The sequence below is a fragment of the Actinocrinis sp. genome (assembly GCF_035938995.1).
In the GTDB taxonomy this organism is placed as follows: domain Bacteria; phylum Actinomycetota; class Actinomycetes; order Streptomycetales; family Catenulisporaceae; genus DASZGI01.
Map to the genome: position 1 here is coordinate 1 of NZ_DASZGI010000262.1, position 19973 is coordinate 19973.

General features: G+C 67.7%; 17 protein-coding genes and 3 pseudogenes. 11 read left to right on the forward strand and 9 right to left on the reverse strand.

Features of this window, described 5'->3' with window-relative positions:
• Window positions 1–461: 461 nt before the first annotated feature.
• Window positions 462–560, reverse strand: a pseudogene (locus tag VGZ32_RS18305) (IS5/IS1182 family transposase); the annotation flags it as partial.
• A gap of 117 nt (window positions 561–677) precedes the next feature.
• Between VGZ32_RS18305 and VGZ32_RS18310 the strand changes: the two are divergent.
• The 3 genes from VGZ32_RS18310 (at window position 678) to VGZ32_RS18320 (ending at window position 2429) form a co-directional block, all read left to right on the forward strand.
• The gene (locus VGZ32_RS18310; RefSeq protein WP_326887288.1) at window positions 678–866 is read left to right on the forward strand and encodes a transposase; all 189 of its coding nucleotides are present in this window, start codon (window positions 678–680) and stop codon (window positions 864–866) included.
• Window positions 867–1190: 324 nt separating this feature from the next.
• Entirely contained in the window at window positions 1191–1361 is a 171-nt protein-coding gene (locus VGZ32_RS18315; RefSeq protein ID WP_326887289.1) for a hypothetical protein, read from the forward strand.
• Window positions 1362–1484: 123 nt separating this feature from the next.
• Window positions 1485–2429 carry a hypothetical protein gene (locus tag VGZ32_RS18320; RefSeq protein WP_326887290.1) on the forward strand — a complete coding sequence of 315 codons (945 nt, stop codon included), beginning with the start codon at window positions 1485–1487 and terminating at the stop codon, window positions 2427–2429.
• Window positions 2430–2803: 374 nt separating this feature from the next.
• Here the strand turns inward: VGZ32_RS18320 and VGZ32_RS18325 are convergent, their stop codons facing one another.
• Complete coding sequence (locus VGZ32_RS18325) at window positions 2804–4855, reverse strand: phosphocholine-specific phospholipase C (protein WP_326887292.1); 2052 nt, start codon at window positions 4853–4855, stop codon at window positions 2804–2806.
• Window positions 4856–5250: 395 nt separating this feature from the next.
• Between VGZ32_RS18325 and VGZ32_RS18330 the strand changes: the two genes are divergently transcribed.
• From VGZ32_RS18330 to VGZ32_RS18340, 3 genes and pseudogenes are all read left to right on the forward strand, one after another.
• Window positions 5251–5559, forward strand: coding sequence for a hypothetical protein (locus tag VGZ32_RS18330; RefSeq protein ID WP_326887294.1), 309 nt, complete (start codon window positions 5251–5253; stop codon window positions 5557–5559).
• 342 nt (window positions 5560–5901) lie between these two features.
• Window positions 5902–6495, forward strand: a complete 594-nt coding sequence (locus VGZ32_RS18335) for a hypothetical protein (protein WP_326887295.1) — start codon at window positions 5902–5904, stop codon at window positions 6493–6495.
• 144 nt (window positions 6496–6639) lie between these two features.
• Window positions 6640–6951, forward strand: a pseudogene (locus VGZ32_RS18340) (transposase); the annotation flags it as partial.
• A 186-nt stretch (window positions 6952–7137) separates the two neighbouring features.
• On the opposite strand, the gene VGZ32_RS18345 reads toward VGZ32_RS18340, so the two are convergent.
• Window positions 7138–7857, reverse strand: a complete 720-nt coding sequence (locus VGZ32_RS18345; RefSeq protein ID WP_326887296.1) for a TetR/AcrR family transcriptional regulator — start codon at window positions 7855–7857, stop codon at window positions 7138–7140.
• A 119-nt stretch (window positions 7858–7976) separates the two neighbouring features.
• On the opposite strand from VGZ32_RS18345, the gene VGZ32_RS18350 reads away from it, so the two are divergent.
• Both VGZ32_RS18350 and VGZ32_RS18355 read left to right on the forward strand, forming a co-directional pair.
• The gene (locus tag VGZ32_RS18350; protein WP_326887297.1) at window positions 7977–8666 is read left to right on the forward strand and encodes a DUF998 domain-containing protein; all 690 of its coding nucleotides are present in this window, start codon (window positions 7977–7979) and stop codon (window positions 8664–8666) included.
• On the forward strand, window positions 8663–9109 hold the full coding sequence (locus VGZ32_RS18355; RefSeq protein ID WP_326887298.1) for a YdeI/OmpD-associated family protein: 447 nt from the start codon (window positions 8663–8665) through the stop codon (window positions 9107–9109). Before VGZ32_RS18350 ends, VGZ32_RS18355 begins: the two co-directional genes overlap by 4 nt.
• A 152-nt stretch (window positions 9110–9261) precedes the next feature.
• On the opposite strand, the gene VGZ32_RS18360 is transcribed toward VGZ32_RS18355, so the two are convergent.
• Window positions 9262–10074 carry an SAM-dependent methyltransferase gene (locus tag VGZ32_RS18360; protein WP_326887299.1) on the reverse strand — a complete coding sequence of 271 codons (813 nt, stop codon included), beginning with the start codon at window positions 10072–10074 and terminating at the stop codon, window positions 9262–9264.
• 766 nt (window positions 10075–10840) lie between these two features.
• On the opposite strand from VGZ32_RS18360, the gene VGZ32_RS18365 reads away from it, so the two are divergent.
• On the forward strand, window positions 10841–11695 hold the full coding sequence (locus VGZ32_RS18365; protein WP_326887300.1) for a helix-turn-helix transcriptional regulator: 855 nt from the start codon (window positions 10841–10843) through the stop codon (window positions 11693–11695).
• Window positions 11696–12302: 607 nt separating this feature from the next.
• On the opposite strand, the gene VGZ32_RS18370 is transcribed toward VGZ32_RS18365, so the two are convergent.
• The 4 genes and pseudogenes from VGZ32_RS18370 to VGZ32_RS18390 form a co-directional block, all read right to left on the reverse strand.
• Window positions 12303–12470, reverse strand: coding sequence for a hypothetical protein (locus tag VGZ32_RS18370; RefSeq protein WP_326887301.1), 168 nt, complete (start codon window positions 12468–12470; stop codon window positions 12303–12305).
• A gap of 89 nt (window positions 12471–12559) precedes the next feature.
• A pseudogene (mraY, locus tag VGZ32_RS18380) lies at window positions 12560–13623 on the reverse strand (phospho-N-acetylmuramoyl-pentapeptide-transferase).
• Window positions 13624–13928: 305 nt separating this feature from the next.
• Entirely contained in the window at window positions 13929–14108 is a 180-nt protein-coding gene (locus tag VGZ32_RS29080) for a hypothetical protein (RefSeq protein WP_326887304.1), read from the reverse strand.
• A 74-nt stretch (window positions 14109–14182) separates the two neighbouring features.
• A complete protein-coding gene (locus VGZ32_RS18390; protein WP_326887305.1) occupies window positions 14183–15349 on the reverse strand; it encodes a hypothetical protein in 1167 nt (388 codons plus the stop codon).
• A 343-nt stretch (window positions 15350–15692) separates the two neighbouring features.
• Here VGZ32_RS18390 and VGZ32_RS18395 point away from each other — a divergent pair, with 343 nt between their 5' ends.
• Window positions 15693–15911, forward strand: a complete 219-nt coding sequence (locus VGZ32_RS18395; protein ID WP_326887306.1) for a hypothetical protein — start codon at window positions 15693–15695, stop codon at window positions 15909–15911.
• Between the two features lie 235 nt (window positions 15912–16146).
• The gene (locus tag VGZ32_RS18400) at window positions 16147–17523 is read left to right on the forward strand and encodes a S53 family peptidase (protein ID WP_326887307.1); all 1377 of its coding nucleotides are present in this window, start codon (window positions 16147–16149) and stop codon (window positions 17521–17523) included.
• 649 nt (window positions 17524–18172) lie between these two features.
• Here VGZ32_RS18400 and VGZ32_RS18405 read toward each other — a convergent pair.
• On the reverse strand, window positions 18173–19973 hold a 1801-nt coding region (locus VGZ32_RS18405), incomplete at its 5' end, for a hypothetical protein (protein WP_326887308.1).

Genomic DNA, 19973 nt, shown 5'->3' on the forward strand with positions numbered 1-19973 from the left:
GCGCCGGTGTGCGCTGCGCGGACCGCGGCGCACCCCGTGTGCCCGCAGCCGTGCGTCGGCGCGCCGAACATCCCAGGCCGCGCCCAGCAGCCCGTACACCTGCGCCGCCTCGGTCAGCGCCGCCCGCGCCGGGGCGACCTCGCCGTTGGCTGCCAATCGCGCCGCGGCTTCCTCCAACGCGAAGGCGCGCGCGAACGGAATGCCCTGGGCGCGCGCGTCCTCGGCCGCAGGGCTCAGCCTCCAGCGCCGGGCCGACGATGTGCGTCTGCGGATCCTGGGCGGCCAGACCGGCCAGGATCGCGTCGTCCGTGGAGACGGCGTCGACTTCGCCCTGCTCCAGCATCACCACGCAGTCGGTGAAGCTCTGCGCGCCGACCGGAACGGGGTGCGACGCGGCGCGCGCGATCGTGGCCAGCGAGGTGGAGCAGATCGTGAACGGGCTGGCTGCTCGCGCTGACCTCGCGCTCCAGGCGCGGTGCACGCCACGCGGTCAGCTCCGGCTCAATCTGTGCCCACTCGGCATCCGACAGGTCACTGCGATACGGCTTACGTCCGGTCATCCACCCAGCTCAGCGCACCACCCGCGGAGAAACGGCGAGTTGGGAACACAATCAACCGATCGTGCGACAAGCACGCCAGCAATCACCCCAAGATGCCCACTTAAAGGGATGGGTCAAGTGCCTAAGACACGAGGTCACTACAACGCGGACTTCAAGGTCGGCGCGGTCCGGCTGGGCGAGGAGACCGGCAACTCGATCGCGCAGGTCGCGCGAGCTGGGGATCAACGACATCACGCTGGGTTGCTGGGTGTCCGACGCGAGGTAGGCGCCGCGCCAGCCGGGTTGTCCACCGCCGAGCGAGCGTGAGGAACTGGCGCGGCTGCGCAAGGAGAACGCCGAGCCCGCCAACACGACATTCGAGTACATCTAGGGCTTCCATCACCGCCAGCGCCGCCACTTCGCCCTCGGCTGGCAGGCGCCCCTAGACTTCGAACGCAACCACCCCCGCCAGCCCGCATCACCTCACCCCTGACTCCGGAAATCCGGGTCGGGACCAGGCGACCGCGCGCTCTGATCCGGGAGCCGGACGGGAAGTACCCCGGCTTGTTCGACCAGATCCTCGCCGACGCGGCGATTCGAGGCCGTACCCAGCGGCATTCGGATGCCTCGCATGAACTCGATCATGGAGCAGTGGGTCCAGACCTGCCGACGCGAACTGTCGAAACCGCCCGCGCCACGGCCGCCTGCCGCGACCTGGCCATCGGCGGGCTGTGCCTGGCCGAGACCACCAACATCGCCGCCGGGCTGCGCCACAACGCGCGCCGGCCCACGGGACCCCTCGCCCTGCACGGCCTCACCTGAACATAGGCCGGTCACCAAGCGACCCGACCGAGCCCCGGAACCCGGGGTGAGTGGGGGTAGCGTACGTTGGGCGGGTATCCGCGTCCTTCCATTCAGCGCACGTTTGTCAGACGGGGGTTTGGGATGCAGGGTGGTCCGGATCAGACGGAGGCGGCGCTGCTTTTGACAGAGCGCTGGTTCACCGCGCAGGGAGTGCCACACTTCAGCGCGAGGGAGCCGATCGTTGTGCGGGTTCCTCACTGGCTTTCGCCGTTGCGGCGCGTGGTGCCGGCTGTCACGATCGCGGGGTCCGTAGTGGTGTGGGTCCTTAGGCGCACGCGCTTCGAGGTTCGCAGAGCGGGGAAACTGGCAGGGCGCGGGTTACCCCTGCTCGCGTTGTTCGGCATGGTTCTCTTCTTCAGCGGGGATTTCTGGCACATCGCGTCAGCATTGTCGGCGGGCTGGCTGTGGATAGTCTCAGGGCTCTTTCTCGTGTTGAACTACGTCTTCCTGTTCGCCCGCCTGCCCGAGGAGTACGAAAAGCTGCCGCAGGAATACGCAGCCGATGACGTGCGGTCCGCGTGCATGGGTACGCCGTTGCAGGCGCTGCTTGGCGACGGCTCTTCGATAGACGTACGGGAAGACGCTCAGATCGGACGTGCGCAGCGTCGGAACATGCTGATATATCTCTTGCTGTGCCAGCAGGTCCAGGTCTTCCTGCTGAGCTGGATGGTGTTCTTCTTCTTCGTGGCGTTCGGGGCGGTCGCGGTGCGGCCTGCGGTCATCGCGGGCTGGCTCGGGCGGGCGGCTTCGTATCCAGCCCACGTCGTGGGTGTGCCGATCCCGGGCGTGAGCGGCGAATTACTGCATTCGGCACTGCTGCTGTCAGCGGTGAGCGCGTTCTATTTCACGGTGGCCGCCATCACCGACGAGGGATACCGGCAGGAGTTCTTCACGCGGACGCTTGCCGAGCTCGGCCGCGCGGTCCAGGTGCGCTGCGGTTACCTGAGCGTGCGGGCGTCCCTTCGGCAGGGCGAGCCGGTGATACAGGGGTCGAATGAGAAGGTTTCTCAGACCCCTACGATGTAAGGCCTGCCGGTCGGCTGACGAACCTGCGGTCCGCGATTTCGTCCGTCACGGCGACGAGTCCGGGCAGAAGGCGTATTCGTGTGTCTGCCTTGAGCGGGTTTGGAGCTGTCAGGAGTTCTCCCAGCGGATGCTGCAGACCGCGCACGACGCGGGCGATGCAGCGGGGGGCGGGGCGTTTCGGCACGGCTTGGCGCGAGCCGGACTGCATCGGTTGATCGGCTCGGCGCGGGTTGCGCGCGAGTTCGCTGAGCTCATGGCGGCAGTGGCTGATGGACTGCTGAGTCGGGTGGCGCCAAGTCGCCGTTCCGGCTGGGCGGGATCGCGCCCGACCAGCCGGAACATGCGATCGGCGTGGCCTCGTCGGATGGGTGCGATCAGCCGGAGACGCTCGCGGCGCCGGTCTCGATGTGCCCGGTGAAGCGGCGCGACCAGGCGGCGTCGATGCTCACGGTGACCGTGAAGTCGTACCAGCCGTTGCAGTAGGCGACCTGGTTGAAGTAGTCGGAGACGCTGCCCCCGGCTGGCACGTGGTAGGTCCACGGACCGTCGCCGCGGTACTGGTTCGACGCGATGGTGAAGGTCGCGGATGAGGATCCGGAGTTGGTCATGGTGAACCAGACCGCTTCCATGCCGGTGTTCGGTGCCGCCGCGTACGACGAGGTGACCTCGGCGTGCTGCCCAGCCGTGGCGGCGTTGCCCTGGAAGCGGCGCAGGAACCGGTTCGGGCCGGCGAGCGTGAGGTCGTACTGGCCGGAGCCATAGCCGCTGCCGATGTTGAAGAAGTCGCTGACCACCCCGCCGGCCGCGCAGGTGTACTGCCACGGCCCGCCGTTGCGGTAGGCGTTGGCGTACACGCTGAACGCGGCGGCGCCGGTGGCCTGCGCGCCCTGATTCGCCATCTCGATCCACACCTGGATCTGCCCGTTCGAGCCGTACTCGATCGAGCTGACATAGCCGTTCGGCTGGTAGGGCAGCGCGCGGGCGGGTCTGGTACCGGACTCCTGAACGGGTAAGGCATTCGTGGACGCAGACGGGTTCAGCATGATGTCGCAGTAGTAGATGCTGATCGTCGAGTTGGTGGCGGGCAGGTTGGGCGGCAGGCCGTAAACCGGGTTGGCGAAGTCGAACGCGCCGGTCAGGTCACCGCAGATCTGCCGGCGCCAGCTGCTGATGTTGGGGCACGTGGCCGGGGTGCCCAGCGCGGCGGTCCAGGTCTCCAGGAAGCGGATCACGGACGTGTGGTCATAGGTCCGCGAATCGACCCAGCCGCCCCGGGTCCACGGCGAGGCGATGATCATCGGCACGCGGTAGCCCAGGCCGATGGGAGTGCCGTTCAGGATGAACTCGCCGGCGGTCCCCGCGGGCGGCACCGGCGGGGGGACATGGTCGAAAAACCCGTCGTTCTCGTCGTAGTTGATGAGCAGCACGGTGGAGTCGAACACCGACTCGTCGGCGGCCAGCGCCTGGATGACCTCGTGCACGAACTGCGCGCCGTCCTCCGGCGGTGCGTCCGGGTGCTCGGAGCACTGCTGGTTGGCCACCACCCAGGAGACCTGCGACAGGGTCCCGTTCAAGACGTCCTGCTTGATGGCCGCGGCGATGTCGGTCGGCGTGGATCCGGTGGCGCCCGGAACCGAACTCATACCATTGATATAGAGCGGGGAGTTGGTAGAGGCGTTCGCGAACTGCTTGAAGTAGGCCAGCGCGTTGTCGCCGAAATTGTCACTGGCGACCTGGTACACCTTCCAGCTCACGCCTGCGTCCTGCAACGCCTCGGCGTAGGTCTGCCAGCCGAGCCCGGACTCCGAGCCGCCGTCGTACGCCGGTCCGCCCGCCACCCCGCCCGGGTCGATCATCCCGCTCCACAAGTAGGTGCGGTTCGGGCCGGTAGCGCTCAGGATCGAACAGTGGTAGGCGTCGCAGATGGTGTAGGCGTCGGCGAGCGCGTAGTGGAACGGGATGTCCGATCGGGTCAGGTAGCCCATCGTGCGGTTGGAGCCCTTGGCCGAGATCCAGTTGTCCATCGCGCCGCTTGACCACGCCTCGTGCTGGGTGCTCCAGCCGTGGTCAAGCGACCCGTCGCACTGGGCCAGGGTTTCCGCGCTCGCGAAGATGTTCCCGGAACCGTTGCTCAGGTTCCACGGGTACTGGCGGCCGCTGCCATCGGGCTGGTTGAAGACCGAGTGGCCCCCGGGCAGCAGCACGCCCGAGCGGTCGCCGAATCCGCGCACGCCCTTGAGCGTGCCGAAGTAGTGGTCGAAGCTGCGGTTCTCCTGCATCAGGACCACGACGTGCTTGACGTCCGCGAGGGTGCCGGTGGCGGCGGCCCTGGCGCGGGCGGGCCGTGGCGGCAGGACGCCGAGCGCGGTTCCGGTGCCGATCGCGGCACCGGTGCCGAGCAGGGCCCGGCGGGAGAGTGGAGACATGCGCGATGCCTTTCCTCGATGCTGCCCGTGGGCGGGGCGCACGGAGTAAGGTCTCGTAGTCCCTTCCCGCTTGTCCAGACAGGCTGGGTGTCAGTCCAGTAAAGACCGCTCGACGGCGGCCTGCGAGAGCAGGGCGCCAGCGGTCTTCGGGTACTTCTTGCAGTTCTCGGCGAGGCGGTCGAACAGATGGGTGACGAGCGCGTTGTGGGCCGCCTTGGCAGCGGACGCCTGCGACGGGTCGACGGGGAAGCCGCCGTGAACGGCTCCGTCCCGTGCGAGGACATATCAGCGCCGTGTCGGGCTACGTTCGCCGTGGTTGGCAAGCCTGACCGGCCTGCGTGACGTGGCACGAGTTCGGCTCGGTCTGCTCCGGTCGCGCTCGCTACGATGACGGCATGGACCGCGCCGGGTTTGCGCAGGACCCATGCTCACTGCATGGCCGAGTCCCACGGGGCATGGCCAGAGCCTTGAGGATCGCAGCGCTGTCTGCGTTCATCGCCGGCCTCGCCGTCATGACATTCTTGGAGTCGGCGCTGACGCTCTTGATTCAGGGTGGTCCCGACTCATACACCGGCGAAGACAGCGATTACGCCGCGTGGCGCGCATTCATGCCGTGGACGATCGGTCTGTGGATCGTGGCAGTGGCCCTGGTCGTGCATCGGGTTCGCCGCCGTCGATCCCCGGTGTCATCTGCGCGCGAGTAGCACCAGCCACCCGAGGACTTTCAGGATTGACTTGTACAGCAGGGGCCGGCCACGAGCAGCGATCATGCCGCACCGCGGCATCGCCGGATCCTACGGTGCGGTTGACGGCGGCGATTAACCGCTCAACTCGGCCGGTCCGGCATTCCACGATGGTCGAACTCTTCCGGATAGTCTGCCGGTCAGACTTCCTGTTCCTCCCCGCGCACGTATTGCTAGCTTCACCCTCGCCCACCAGCAGAAGCACTCTGCTTTGTCGGTAGGGCGAGCATCGGAGATACACATGATCTCATCAATCAGGAAACCCCGGTGCTCCTCAGCAGTCGGAACGTCAGGAGGGACACCGTGACCAACCTGGTCAGAATACGACGGGCCACCGTAGCACTCGTATGTGCGGCCGCAGCGAGCCTCAGCGGTCTACTCGCCTCGGCGCCGGCCTCCGCAGCCGCCGCCAAAACCGGAATGAGCACGTTCGCCCAGTACGCCGCGCAGGCCAGCGCCTACCAGAACACGACGATCGCGCAAGCTCTCGGGCGCCAGCCGTCCGGACAGCGGATCAGTGCAAGCGAAGTGCAGTGGAACGGCGGAAGCGTCGTCATGGCGGTACCCGCTACTCCGAATGCGTCCAGCCCTCCGTGCCCGAGCAGCCTTTTCACGCACTGGACCTGCGTGTACAACCAGACCAACTGGAACGGCACACAGCTCGAGTTCAAGGACCAGGGCTACTACCAGGACCTCTACGCCTACGGCGGCTCGGGCTGGAAGACCTACTCCTACGACAACGAGCTGCGCCAGCGCACGTGGTTGAACCAGTACGAGAGCCATACGCACTCCGGAATCACCCTGTGCATGTCGCCGCAAGCCATCAGCGCCAATTCGGTGGGGAACTGGAGCGCCGACCGCTGGATCTACCTGTCAACAAACGGCAACCCCTGCTGAGCTGCTGCGGGCAGCCGCCAACAGAATGAGCCTGGCGGGCAACACACGCCCGGCTGACAGTCTCAACTCAATCCGGCTCAACTCAATCCGGCGCGCGGGCTTTCGCCGAAGCCCGCGCACCGCGGGCATCGTCGATGCCGGGGAAGACACCTGACACTCCTGCCCCCGCTCCAGGAGATCCAGACACGGGTACACCTTGAGCAGGAGACGCTTGACCGGAGGAAGCGCTACGCGATCCGCGCCGGGTGCGAGGCCACCGTCTCCGAGACCGTTCACGCACACGGCCTGCGCCACTGCCGATCTAAAGGCCTCGCGAAGACACGCGTGCAGCACGTGCTGACCGCCGCAGGCACCAACATCGCTCGCCTGTTCGCCTACGACCCGCCCGACGAACACCCTCGGCCACCCCGCCGCATCAGCCACCTACAACGGCTCTGCCGACAGCTCGCCGGTTGACAGGCCAAGGAAGATCACCAACGGCATCCGTGATCAGCGCCAGAGCCCAAAACCATGCCGACCCCAAACCCGACACCTGATCGCTCGCACCGGCACGGTACGAACCTCCCGCGGCGGTGGAGAGCATCGCCAGGAAGGCGCCGTGTCCGTCCGGCGGAGCAGGCCCCGGCAAGAAGGTGGGAACAGTCAGGCCGGTCGGTAGGCGGCGAGGAAGGCGTTCGCGCCGTGCTCGGCGGTCCGTTGCAGTTCTTGCTCTGGCGGTGTCGGGGCGTCGGGGTTGAAGAGCGCGGTGTCGAGGGTGGCGCCGAGCACGAGGTAGGAGTAGTGCTCGGCGGCCTGTTGCGGATCGGGTGCGTTCAGCTCGCCGCGCGCGTGCAGCAGTTGGAACGCTTCGGTCAGTGCGCTGATGACGCGTCCGGGTGCGCGGCGGTAGTACTCGGCGGCGAGGTCGGGAAATCGCGCCGCCTCGAGGATGATCAGTCGGCGCAGGCGCAGCACCTGTGGCCGTGCGACGGCCTGAAGGTGTCGTCGCGCCAGGTCGCGGATCGCAGCGGGCACGTCGGTCGCATCGGGCAGGTCGGCGACGAGCCGGCCGGCGAAGTCTTCGGCGGTCGCGGTGTAGCCGAGCACGAGCTCGGTGAACAGCGTCTGCTTGTCGGCGAAGTTGTTGTAGACGCTGCGCTTCGAGACGCGGGCGAGGGCGGCGATCTCGTCGACGCTCGTGCCCTGATAGCCGTTGCGCAGGAACAGGGTGGTGGCGGCCTCGGCCACCGCGGCCCTGGTGCGCGCGACGCGCGGGTCCGGTCCCCGATCCGTGCGTGCGGGGCCGTCGGCCGCCCGGGACGCGGCCGCCGCGATGCGCAGGACCAGGACGTCCTCGTGCGCGGTCGGATCCGAAGCTGCCACGGCGTTTCCTCTCGTCGGAACTTCTTCACACCATCTCTTGCACTCTACAGTGCAGTACCTATAGTGTACCGCACAGTACCTAAGTACACTGTTCAGTATAAGAGTTGAGGTGACTCGGCATGTCCACACTGACCGCCGCTCCCGTGAACCGCTGTGACCGCCGCGACGCGGTCACCCGGTCCCTGCTCGGCTACGGCCTGCTGGCCGGGCCCTTCTACCTGATCGCCGGGCTGATCGAGGCATCGACCCGGTCCGGGTACGACCTCGCCCGGCACGACCTGAGCCTGCTGGCCAACGGCCCGCTCGGCTGGATCCACATCACGGTGCTGGTCCTGACCGGCGTGATGACCATCGCAGCCGCCTTCGGCATGCGCCGGGCCATGGCCGGCCAGCTCGGCGGCGCGTGGGGACCGCGCCTGGTGGCCGGTTACGGATTCGGGCTCGTCGCGGCCGGGGTGTTCGTCGCCGATCCGATGAACGGGTTCCCGCTCGGCACCCCCGACACCCGCCCGGCGCATCCAAGCGTCCACGGGTCTTTGCACATCGTCGCCGGCGGGCTCGCATTCCTCTGCCTGATCGCGGCCACCTTCGTGTTCGCGCGCGCCTTCGCCCGGTCCGGCGAAAACCGCTGGGCCTGGTTCTCACGCATCACCGGCCTGGTGTTCGCGGCCGGGTTCGCCGGCCTGACGACCGGCTCGAGCAGCGCCCCGATCATCCTCGGATTCTGGGCCGCGATCGCCCTCGCGTTCGCCTGGCTCGCCGCCGTGTCCCTGCGGCTGTACCGCGGCACGGAAAGGACCGTGTCATGAAGTTTTCCGCCACCATCCAACTCGCCCGCAAGACCGCGACCGGCATCCAGGTCCCCGCCGACGTGATCGCGGCACTCGGCGGTGGCAAGCGTCCGGCGGTCAAGGTGACCATCAACGGATACACCTACCGCACCACCGTCGGCGTGATGGGCGGACGGTATCTGCTCAGCGTCAGCAGCGACGTGCGCGCGGCGGCCGGCGTCGCGGCAGGCGACGAGGTAGAGGTCACACTCGAACCGGACACCGAGCCGCGGGAACTCCACGTCCCGCCCGACCTCGCCGCGGCGCTCGACGCCGAGACGCGTCAGTTCTTCGACTCCCTGTCCCGCAGCCGCAGACAGCGGTTCGTGCTGCCCATCGAACAGGCCAAGACGCCGCAAACCCGCCAGCGCCGACTCGACCAGGCCACCGCCGCCCTACGCGACCGCAAAACAGAACCCTAACGCCGCGCCACCACGCGCTCTCCCGCCGCGTGTCGACCAGGACGGTCGGTTCTATCAGTCACGGAATCAGCACTTTGTCTAACATCGGGTCCTGCCCTCGTTGCGAATGCCTGCGACATGGAGCAACTGGAGTGAGTCCTTAGGCACCAGGGTTAGGGCTTGACGGCGAGTGCGCCGTGACACGCGATCTCTGGGGCTTCGCCCCAAGGGTTGGGTTCGGGTCGCCAGCGGGTGACGGAGACGACGCCGGGCTGCACAAGCGTCAAACCGTCGAAGAAGCGCGTGATCTGCTGCGGGCTACGCGGGGTGTACGGGACCGCAGCGCTGGCCGCGTTGTAGCGGCTGATGGCCACGACATACGCCGGGTCGGTATCGCTGCCGTCGTACAGCGCCAGATAGCTGCCCGACGGCAGGGCCTGCATCAGGCGGTTCACGAGGAGGCGGGCTTGGTCGTCGTCTTGGATCAGGCCCATGATACCCATCAGCATGAGCGCGACGGGCCGGGTGAAATCCAAGGTGGCACCGGCCCGCTGCACGATGGCCTCGGGATCGCGCACGTCGGCCTGTATGTAATCGGTGGCTCCTTCCGCAGAGCCCACCAGCAGCGCTCGAGCATGGACCAGCACCAGAGGATCATTGTCGACGTACACGATTCTGCAGGCGGGGTTGACTCGCTGCGCGACCTCGTGGGTGTTGTCGGCGGTGGGCAACCCCGTGCCGATGTCCAGAAATTGGTCGATACCCGCCTCGCCGGCGAGATAGCGCACGACTCGAGCGAGCATGTGCCGCGAATGGCGGGCGATATCGGCCATGCCCGGAAAGATCTCCAGGATCTTCTCGGCCGCCATCCTGTCAACCGGGTAGTTGTCCTTGCCGCCCAGCAGAACGTTCCACACCCGTGCCGAGTGCGGCACCTCTGCATTGATCTTGGAAGGTTGTCCGGATACCGGTGTCGGCTCGCTCATCGTCTCATGCTCTCCCTGCGTCACGTGTGGCGGAACGAGAGTGCGGCTGCATCCGGCGCCCGCCGCGAGCCACGCGGATCAACGCGGACGAGTCCGTGGCTCGCAGTGATATTAGATCTCTTCGATCGCACGGGATACGCCCTGCGGCGCCTGACCGACCGGCAGTCTTCGACCGCGAGTTGGTTCATCCCGTCGGCGTACGAGTCCAGGTCCTCGGCCCGTTCAGGTAGGTCGCGCTGCAAAGCCGCTCCGGATAGAACACGTCGGGCAGTTCTGGCTCGCGGAAGCGCAAGAGGGCGAGCGGCCCGCAAGCCCCCGCGTGCCCGCGCCGTCGAAGGGCAGCACCCGGACGGTGCCTGCGGCAGCGCGCACAGCTCACGCAGATGCTCCGCCTGCAGGCCGGCGCTGCCCGCCACCGATCGGCCGGCGCAGCACCGCGTCGTCCGGCACCATCCACACCTTCGGGGCGTCCAAATCGTCCGTCCTGGACGGTCCGCGCCCGCCTGCGCGAACCACGCCGACCACTGCCCGGGACAGCTTAATGTTTCCAACACGTTCCGGTGGCCCAAGCGCTAGGCTGACTCAGCGGGAACGTGGCGGCACAGGAGGGCACACAGATGCCAGCCGATTGCGACCTGCACCCGGCCCCGGGCGCACAAGCTGAGGCGGCACTCCGGGGCTCACGCGCAGCTCGGTCTTCCGGTCAGGGGCACAGGTGAACGCGGCAACGGCCAGGGAACACTCGGGCGCACAGATTCCCGTGCCTGTGCACGGCAACCCAACCATCCCGCGGCTCCTGCTTGGCGCCCAGTTGCGCGCTCTACGCACGGCAGCGGGTATCAGCAGGCACACGGCGGGATACGCGATCGGCAGCTCCTACACCACGATCGGCCGCATCGAGCTGGGCTGGGACAGCTTCACACAGCAGGACCTCGCCGAACTGCTCAACTTGTACGGCGTGCACGATCAACCCGAGCGTGACGCGCTGTTCGCGCTCGCGGCGCAGGCCAACACACGCGGCTGGTGGCATCGCTTCCCCGACCTCGTGCCCGACTGGTTCGAGGCCTACCTCGGCCTGGAAGACGCGGCCTCGATCATCCGCTGCTACCAGTCCCAGTTCGTTCCCGACCTGCTGCAAACCGAACACTACGCGCGCGCCACCATCCGGCTCGCAAACCCACTGGCCGGCCCCGACGAGATCGAACGCCGGGTCATGCTGCGCATGCATCGCGCCCGCGTGCTGCACCGGCCGCAACCACCCAAGATCTGGGCGGTGATCAACGAGAGGGTGCTGCGCCGCCCACCGCGCCACGAGGCGATGATGCGTTCCCAGATCGAGCACCTGCTCACACTTTCCACACTGCCGCACATCACCCTTCAAGTGGCATCCCCCGAACGCCGCGGGGACACCGCTGCCGGTAACGGCCCGTTCACGATCCTGCGCCTCGCCCAGGCGGCGCTGCCCGACATCGTCTACCGCGAACAACTCACCAGCGCCACCTGCTTGAACACAGACGGCGACCTGGACCTCTACACCATCGCCATGGACCAGCTGTGCGTGGAAGCGCTGCCCACTATTGACACCACCACGTTCCTCACCGAGACCCTCGCGAGCCTGTAACGGGCGTTTGGTCATCTCGTGTCGTGATGTAGCGGGCATCTCAATTGGGTTATCCGCCCGGTTCACACAATAGTTGTGCTCTCGCTCATCACCGGTTAATTACGCACGCGCCGGTTTGATCCCAACACCGCACATCGCGCGAGGTCCGCTTCGCAAGCCGCATGAGATGGTGCAGCCGCCACGGCCGCACAGCAGCGCCAAGTGACGCTCACAGGGCGTCTTCGGCACGCGCCGAATAACCGATCATCGACGTGGCGACTCGGCTCGCAGGACTGACCCGACATTCCTACTTTCGGGTCGACAGGCTTCCAGCTGCTCGACCGCGCGCTACGTCCCTGATCAAGAATCGCCATGTCCGGACCAGCACTCCAGCCAGCGGCATCGCTAGAGCTCGACATCAGCGTCGTCCCAACAGACGAAACCAGAGATGCAGGGCACGGGGGACACGACAAGACAGTCCCGCATGGTCCATCCGGCGTCCAGCACGCGACGGATCGGGGCGATCGCCATGTACTCCCATGGGTTCCCGGCCGGCCGATAAACCCCCTCGATCGCGATCGCGACGAAATGGCCCCCATCCCGGATGTAGACGTGCCAGGGAGCCAAGTCAGATCGTGCCTGTCCCCTCCGCTGCCGAGACCGCGCGCGCCTCGGGGAACGCCGTCTCCAATCCGGTGGCCTCGGCCAGGTCCGCAAGCAGCAGAGACCCGGCGTGCGCAATGAAGCCCTTGCCATCAGCGGTCACCGACAGCCTCGGCGCCGTTGCCGTGTTCATCTGGAAAGCGTTCCGGTTCAGGATCCTCACCAACCCGAGAAACATGATCATCCCAGGCTGCTAGGGCACTGCTGGCGCGGCGGCGTGCATCATTTCGCCGCCTCGAATCCGCCGTAGAACGCGCCCAGGCCGGCCGCCACGCAGAGCCCGCTGATGATCCAGAAGCGGATCGTGATGTTGGTCTCGGGCCAATCCATCAGCTCGAACGTGTGGTGGATCGGTGTCATCTTGAACACGCGCTTGCCGCGCCGCAGCTTGAAGGAAGCGACCTGGATGACCACCGAGAGCAGTTCGAGAGGAACAGGCCGCCGATCAGCAGGGCGAGCAGTTCGGTGCGCGTGCAAATCGCCAGACCGGCGAACGCGCCGCCCAGGGCGAGCGAACCGGTGTCGCCCATGATGATCTTCGCCGGGGCGGCGTTCCACCACAGAAAGCCGAAACAGGCACCCATCACGGCGGCCGCGACGATCGCCAAGTCCAGCGGGTCGCGCACCTGGTAGCAGCCCTTCGTCGGCGACGAGCCGCAGCTCTGGCCGTACTGCCACACACCGATCACCACGTACGCGGCGAAGGCCATCACCGAGGTGCCGGCGGCCAACCCGTCCAGGCCGTCGGTCAGGTTGACCGCGTTGGACCAGCCCGAGATCATCACGTCGACCCAGACCACGAACAACAGCGGTCCGAGACTGAGCCAACCGATGTCGCGCAGAAACGACACGTGCTCGCTCGCCGGTGTCAGACCGATCGTGTTCGGGAAGTGCTGCGCCAGCAGCGCGAACACGAGCGTCACGGCCGACTGCCCGACCAGCTTCGCCTTCGCCCGCAGGCCCAGCGAACGCTGCCGGTAGATCTTGATGAAGTCGTCGAGGAAGCCCACCGCCCCAAGGCCCGCCATGAGGAAGAGCACGAGCAGCGCGGAACTCGTCGGTGTCTTTACCGTCACCGCTTTGGTCCCGAAGTACGCGATCAGCGTGGACAGGATGATGACCGCGCCGCCCATCGTGGGCGTGCCCCGCTTGACCAGATGCGACTTCGGCCCGTCCTGCCGGATTTCCTGGCCGTAGCCGCGCCGGGTGAAATACCGCACGGCCAGCGGAGTACCAGCCAGCGAGCAAATCAACGCGATGAGAGTGGCGTAGAGAATCGCTCTCATCGTTGCCTGTCCCCCACCGTGGCTCCGCTGACTAGAGGTTCGTGCGCAAGCGTACGGCCTCACGAACGGTCAGGTCGCTGGTCCTGCCGCGGTTTTCTGGAGTCATCGTGGACCTGTGCCCAACCTGCGACCATGCCGAGAGCGAGGCTAATTGTGTTGTTCCGGGGCTCAGGTGGCACCCGATTCTGGGCGCACTTCGGTGTCATGTCGTACTCGCCGACGTCTAGGACGGAACTGGTGGCGTGCAGGAAGTCGAGTACGCCGCGGTCCAGGTGCCAGCCGAACAGGTTCAGCGTCCCGATCCGCTAGTCGCACCGGACGGTGGCCGGAACGACGCGGTCGCCTCGTGCAGCCTGCGCAGAAGCACCGAAGCCCTTGCCCCAGCCGCCTGCATCGCTGCAGATGTGCGCGACGATCCGCGGACCTGTGCCCTTCGGCGCGGTCGCATCCCCGACTACGTACTCGATCTCGATCTCCAGAGCCACGCGGCTGACCGTATCGCCGCCCACCGACACCACGGCTGGCCATGACGCTGCGGCCAACAGGGCTATCCATGCGGTCAGTCTCCGCGAGCCCCTTGGATGATTCCGTCGATGACAGCTGCGGCTTGTTGCGGGTGCTCCTGCAGCCACCTGGCGAGGTGCTCCAGGACGGCCTGTTCGACGCATGCGCGCACTGCGGCGTTGCCCAGCACGCCGCGCGTGGAGCCCTCGAACTCGGGATACTCCAACTTCACCGACACGACCGCTGTCAGGCCCTCGCCGATCCGGTCGGTGCCGAGATCGGGGTCTGTTGCTGTCAGCAGCCGCCGCTCGCGCGCGTAGGCGTTGATCGCAGCCTGTACCCCGTCGTGGAAGCCCGCCGTGTGCGTGCCGCCGCCGGGGGTGGGTCGGCTGTTGGCGAAACTCCGAACGAGCTGCTGGCCGGAGCGGCGCCACCGCAAGGCCACCTCCATCGTCCCCGCCATCCGCGGGTCTTCTCGCTCCAAGCCGATGATGTCCGGGTGAAGGATCTCCGCCGACGGCTCGTCGAGGAGGGCGACCATGTCCCGCACACCACCCGGGGCCTGGAATCGAAGCGACCGCGGTTCGGACGGGTGGCGCTCGTCCGTGAGCGAGACGTCCAGGTTCCGGTTCAGGAAGGCCAGCTCCATGAAGCGCTCCGCCAGCGCGTCGAACGAGCACTGCGTGGTTGTGAAGATGTCGGCATCCGGCCAGAAGGTGATGGTGGTCCCGCTACCAGCCGCCGGCCCCGCGTTCACGGGCTCACTGACCGCGACGCCGCGCGCGTACTCCTGAACCCAGCGCACCCCCTCGCGCTGAACCTCGGCCACCATGCGGCTCGACAGGGCGTTGGCGACGAAGAGTCCCACGCCGCAGTCACTGAACACCGGGTAGCACCGACTGACGGGTATCACCCCGAGGAACATCCGGGTCAGCAGGGCTTCGAGACCGGGACCTACAGCATCCCCGCCGTCCTCGAAATGGACGCCGGGCCCGTCGTCGGCGACACGCACGCCGCCGTCCGGCATGAGAGTGATCTCGACGCTGCTTGCGCGGTCGGCCAGGACCTCGTTCACCGCCCGGCCCGCGACCTCGAACACCAGGTTGTGCAGACCGCGTTCACCGGTCGAGCCGATGTACATCCCGGGCCGCTTCCTGATGGCTTCCCATCCCTCCAGCATCTGAATGTGGCGGGCGTCGTACTTGACGGGTTCCTGGCTCACGATGTCCCCCCGATGGTGTCCAGCAGGCTGCCTCGATCCTAGGCGATTTTCAGGAAAACACCAGGTCAGGGCCGATGTACCGAGGGCGTGGACGGGCCGGTGAGCGCCTACCGGAAGGTGGTCGGCAAGTGGCTGCGAACCCTCCGCTCAAAGGCGCACGGATCCCGCCGGGGCCGCTTACGACGCCATTCCGGGCGGCCCCGGACCCCGAATTTTCTCGCATTTCGAAGACAAGGCCCAGGCAGCCGGTCCGCACTGTGGTTGCGGTATCTCACGGTCCGCGTCCGCCCCTGACCCTGGCGACCATCCGCACCCTGCCTCGCCCGGATCGTTCCACAGGAGGGTGGGCCGGGCGCCGTCTTGTCGACGCAGGCTCACCCCCGGTGCGCTGCGGGAACAAGGACGCCGGGCCGAGACCGCCGAGTTCGCCGAGAAGTCCCTGACCGACGACCTGGCCGGCACGATCGGCGCTCCGGCGCCGGGGATCCGCCGCGTGTGCGCTCACACCCTTACGAGCTTCAGCAGCTCGACGCCGCCGAGCGCCATCTGCGCACACGCCTGACCCCAGCTGTCGGCGAGGACACCGCTTCTGACTTTGGCATCACGCCGCGGCGGCCACCGTCAGCGGTCTGCCATACTCCGGTGGCACACCAGTTCGCACCGGGCGCCCTGACGCAACGGTCAGGGCGCCCGGCTGCCACGACAACCGAGTGCCTGATCTGCGGACCGGTACGCGACCGGTCCGGCCATCCGATGTCCGCGGCCCACATCGCGGACCCACTCTAGAAAGCACCCCGTTGACTCACTCGACGCGCCGGCTCCTGCCGCCGCTGTCCGTGCTCGCGCTCGCCGCAAGCGTGCTGACCCCGATAGCGCACACGCCCGACACCACCCCACAGCACCTCGCCTCGGCCTTAGCCGGGGCCGCGGCGCCGGTCCCGGCTGTGACCGGGCACATCCTGGCCGGCAACGTCGCCCAGGTGCTGTCGACCTCGCAGTGCGAGGCCAACCCCCAGCTCGCGATCGCCTGCTACTCGCCCCTGCAATACCAGGTCGCGTACGACCTGCAGCCCCTGTACGCGCAGGGGATCACTGGCGCCGGACGCACCATCGTGGTCGTGGACTCCTTCGGCTCGCCCACCATCCAAGCGGACCTGGACACCTTCGACCAGCAGTTCGGCCTGCCGAACACGACCGTCGACGTGGAGAAGTTCGGCACCATACCGCCGTTCGACCCGAACGATCCGCAGGACACCGGGTGGGCCGCGGAAACCTCCCTCGATGTGGAGTACGCACACGCCATCGCCCCCGGGGCGAAGATCGTGCTCGCGGAGACCTCGGTGTCGGAGACCGAGGGCGTGACCGGTTTCCCGCAGATCATGGCCGCGGAACAGCAGCTGATCAACGAGGGCGTCGGGGATGTGATCTCGCAGAGCTTCGGCGCGACCGAGAACACCTTCCCCGGCTTCGCCTCCGGCGACTTCTCTAGCCTGCTGGCGCTGCGGTGTGCGTTCGCGGACGCCGCCGTGCACGGTGTCACGGTGCTGGCGGCCGCGGGGGACAGCGGGGCGGCCAACGCCGAGGCCGACGGCCAGACGCTGTATCCGTACCCGACGAGCGGCTGGCCCGCCTCCGACCCCCTGGTCACGGCGGTCGGCGGCACCCAGCTGAGCCTCGACGACCAGGGCGGGCGCCTGTCGCCCGACGTGGTGTGGAACGACGGGTACGGCGCGGGCGGCGGCGGCCTGTCCCAAGTGTTCACCCGCCCCTGGTATCAGGGCCCGGTCGCCGGCGTCGTGGGTGGCCGGCGCGGCGTCCCGGACGTGGCGATGAGCGCCGCAGTCAACGGCGGCGCCTGGGTCTACCTCGGATTCCCCGGCGGCGGCGGGTGGAGCATCATCGGCGGCACCAGCGAGGCCACCCCGCTGATGGCGGGGGTCGTGGCCCTGGCCGACCAGGCCGCCGGACACCGCCTCGGTCTGCTCAACCCGACCCTCTACAAGCTCGGTACCAGCCCTAACGCCGCAGCCGACGGGATCATCGACATCACCACCGGCAACAACACCTTCGGCGGGGTGACCGGCTACACCGCAGGCCCCGGATACGACCTGGCCAGCGGCCTGGGCACCATCGACGCCGCGAAGCTCGTCAACGCCCTCGCGACACAATACTGACCACCGCCTGACGCGGCGACAGCCGCGGCCGCAGGATTCCGCAGGCAGTTGGAGTGTCGTCAGCGATCCGGGCGGGGCCGCCAGTCGGCAGCCCCGCCCGGATTCTTATCCGCACCGGCAACGCGACGACACCGACCCGCACACTTCGTGAAACGCGTCAGGCCATGGCTGTGGTTGACGATGCTGGGTGCGCCGGTTACTCCCATCGACGGCTGCGCCCGGCCATTGCGGTCCGCCAGCCAGAGCCGGACCACCCGGGTACGCCCGCGGTCGCCCGGCCCACCGCGGAAACGGTGCCGCGGCACCCGGTCAGGTGCCCGATGCCTGCCGCCGGTCCGCTCGCAGTCAGCCCGGTGGGCATCGTTTCCACGGTGCGGAACTCCACCTGAGCGCCCGGCCAGTCATCGAGCACCACCAGCACCGGCTGATGCGCGGTGCCAGGGGCCGAGCCGCGACATCACGGCATCCGGCATCCGGCATCCGGCAGCGAAGGATTGGCAAGCTTACGGACAGCAACCCCGGACGGGTGCAGCTCGCCTGAGAGGAGCTGCACCTGTCGTCGAATGGTCCGAGACGGCAGCATCTAAGGCCCGGACCGTATCCGGCTTCCGTCGGCGACAGGCTCGGGCAAGCCGCCCCCGGACCGTCGTCATTCGCGGGCGATCGCCTCCCTCGCGGCGAGCGCCGCGGCGAGAAGTTGTTCATCTGCGCGAAGCTCTGCATCGAAGTCTCCGATATGGAATCCGAGCCGGTGCCTCCTCTCGACGATCTTGTCCAAGGCGGGAAGCGCGCCCGCGGCATCGGCGCCCATCTCGGCGAAGACTTCACACGCGAGTGGGCCCCAGATGTCGTCCTCCAGGTAGCCCACGAGTGTCGTGCGGACCAGATCGGCAACGTCCGCGCCTCGTGCACGCCAGAGCACGGCCAGAGCCCGCGGATTCACTCGCCGCGGTTCGGCGCAGGCCACCTGATGTACGAACTCCACGTGGCGCTCGGCCAGACCGCCGTTCTCGAACAGCCAGGCCACGATCTGGGCGGAGAACTGTCCGGACAGTCGCCGCACGGCGTGGCGCGCGGTCGGTTCAGTCATGTAGGTGTCGAGCAGTTGTTCCGCGCGGCCGCGGTCACCGGTGATCTTCGCCAGTGCGAGAACGCAGAGCGCAACCCAGGAGCCCTCCGCATCACCGGCCAAGAGGCGTTCCACGATCGGTATCGCAGCAGCAGCGTCGGCACCCAGATCACCGAGTCTGGCAATGATCTGCCAGCGCACCGCGCTGTGAAACGGATCCGTATTCCCGGACAGGGCGTCGAGCGCGCCCACCATGGCTTCAGCTGTGGCGGCCGGTTCGGACGGGGCGAGCCGGCCCAGTGCCATAGCGGCCTTCCCGAGGCTGCAGTCGCAAGTCCGGTCCGCCGCGCATCCCTGATGGCCGGAATCGACTTCCCGACGAAGCGCGGCCAGAGAGTCATAGCCCTCAACGCCGTGCCCCTGAGCCCGGTGATCACCGATCCGCCCCAACGCCATTCCCACCACCTCGCGAAACCGAGGGATCTCCAAGAGCTCGGCTAGTTCGTCCGCATGCGCCCGGGTCAGTTCAACGCTCGCGCCGATCGCGCCGGCAGCGGCCAGCCGGACTTCCGCAGCGTCGTCATCAAGCGCTCTCGCTAAGGCCGAGGAGAGGTGCGCAGCGGCTGCGCGCCAGTGCCGGATCGCTTCGAGCGCCATCTCGACGCCGGCATGTCGGCACACCGGCTCCGGGCGCGCCAGCAACTGCGCCACCCGCAGGTAGCAATCCGATTCCCTGTCCTGCTTGATCAAGGCGCCTGCCCACAACACACCCGCCGAACACGTCAGCCTGCTTCCCGGGCCGGCCAAACGTAGACCAGCTGCTGCTAAGTCCTCGACCAGAGCAGCCTCCGTGGAAACGAGCTCCGCAGCGCTGGCCGAGCGGGCGAAGGCGAGGCCCGCGCGCAGCCGTACCGCCGGGTCCGAGTCCTTCATGAGGGACTGAACCAGGACGTGGCAAGGGCAATCCTGGTGCGGGCAGCCCGTGCCGATCACCGCTTCGACGAGGGCGAGCCTCGCAGCCGGCTCCACGTCGGAGCCGCGGACCCCGAGCAGGAATCTCGCGCGGTCGTGATCGGCGGCGGCCACCAGCCACGCAGCCCTGCGCCGCACCCGCACGTCCCTATCCGCCAAGCAGCTCACACCAGCCTCGACGAGCGTGCTTCGTCTGGAGACTAGCGGCGCAAGCTCGGTGAGCAGCTGCAACACGACGGAGCGGACTGCGGCATCGGGATGGTTGGTGAGTGTGAGCAGGCGCTCAGCGATCGGATCTGTGGGGTCGGAACGAAGAGCCTCGAAGATAGCGGATCTCGCGGACCCGTAGCCCTCACCGGAGGAACTCCTCAGAGCCATGGCAAGCCACGACTCGACAAGATTGGTCGGC

Excerpts from the sequence above, each read along its gene's own strand:
- VGZ32_RS18370 (WP_326887301.1), bottom strand. The coding sequence starts at position 12,470 with ATGAACACGGCAACGGCGCCGAGGCTGTCGGTGACCGCTGATGGCAAG.
- VGZ32_RS18330 (WP_326887294.1), top strand. The coding sequence starts at position 5,251 with ATGGACCGCGCCGGGTTTGCGCAGGACCCATGCTCACTGCATGGCCGA.
- VGZ32_RS18320 (WP_326887290.1), top strand. The coding sequence starts at position 1,485 with ATGCAGGGTGGTCCGGATCAGACGGAGGCGGCGCTGCTTTTGACAGAG.
- VGZ32_RS18360 (WP_326887299.1), bottom strand. The coding sequence starts at position 10,074 with ATGAGCGAGCCGACACCGGTATCCGGACAACCTTCCAAGATCAATGCA.
- VGZ32_RS18350 (WP_326887297.1), top strand. The coding sequence starts at position 7,977 with ATGTCCACACTGACCGCCGCTCCCGTGAACCGCTGTGACCGCCGCGAC.
- VGZ32_RS18355 (WP_326887298.1), top strand. The coding sequence starts at position 8,663 with ATGAAGTTTTCCGCCACCATCCAACTCGCCCGCAAGACCGCGACCGGC.
- VGZ32_RS18325 (WP_326887292.1), bottom strand. The coding sequence starts at position 4,855 with ATGTCTCCACTCTCCCGCCGGGCCCTGCTCGGCACCGGTGCCGCGATC.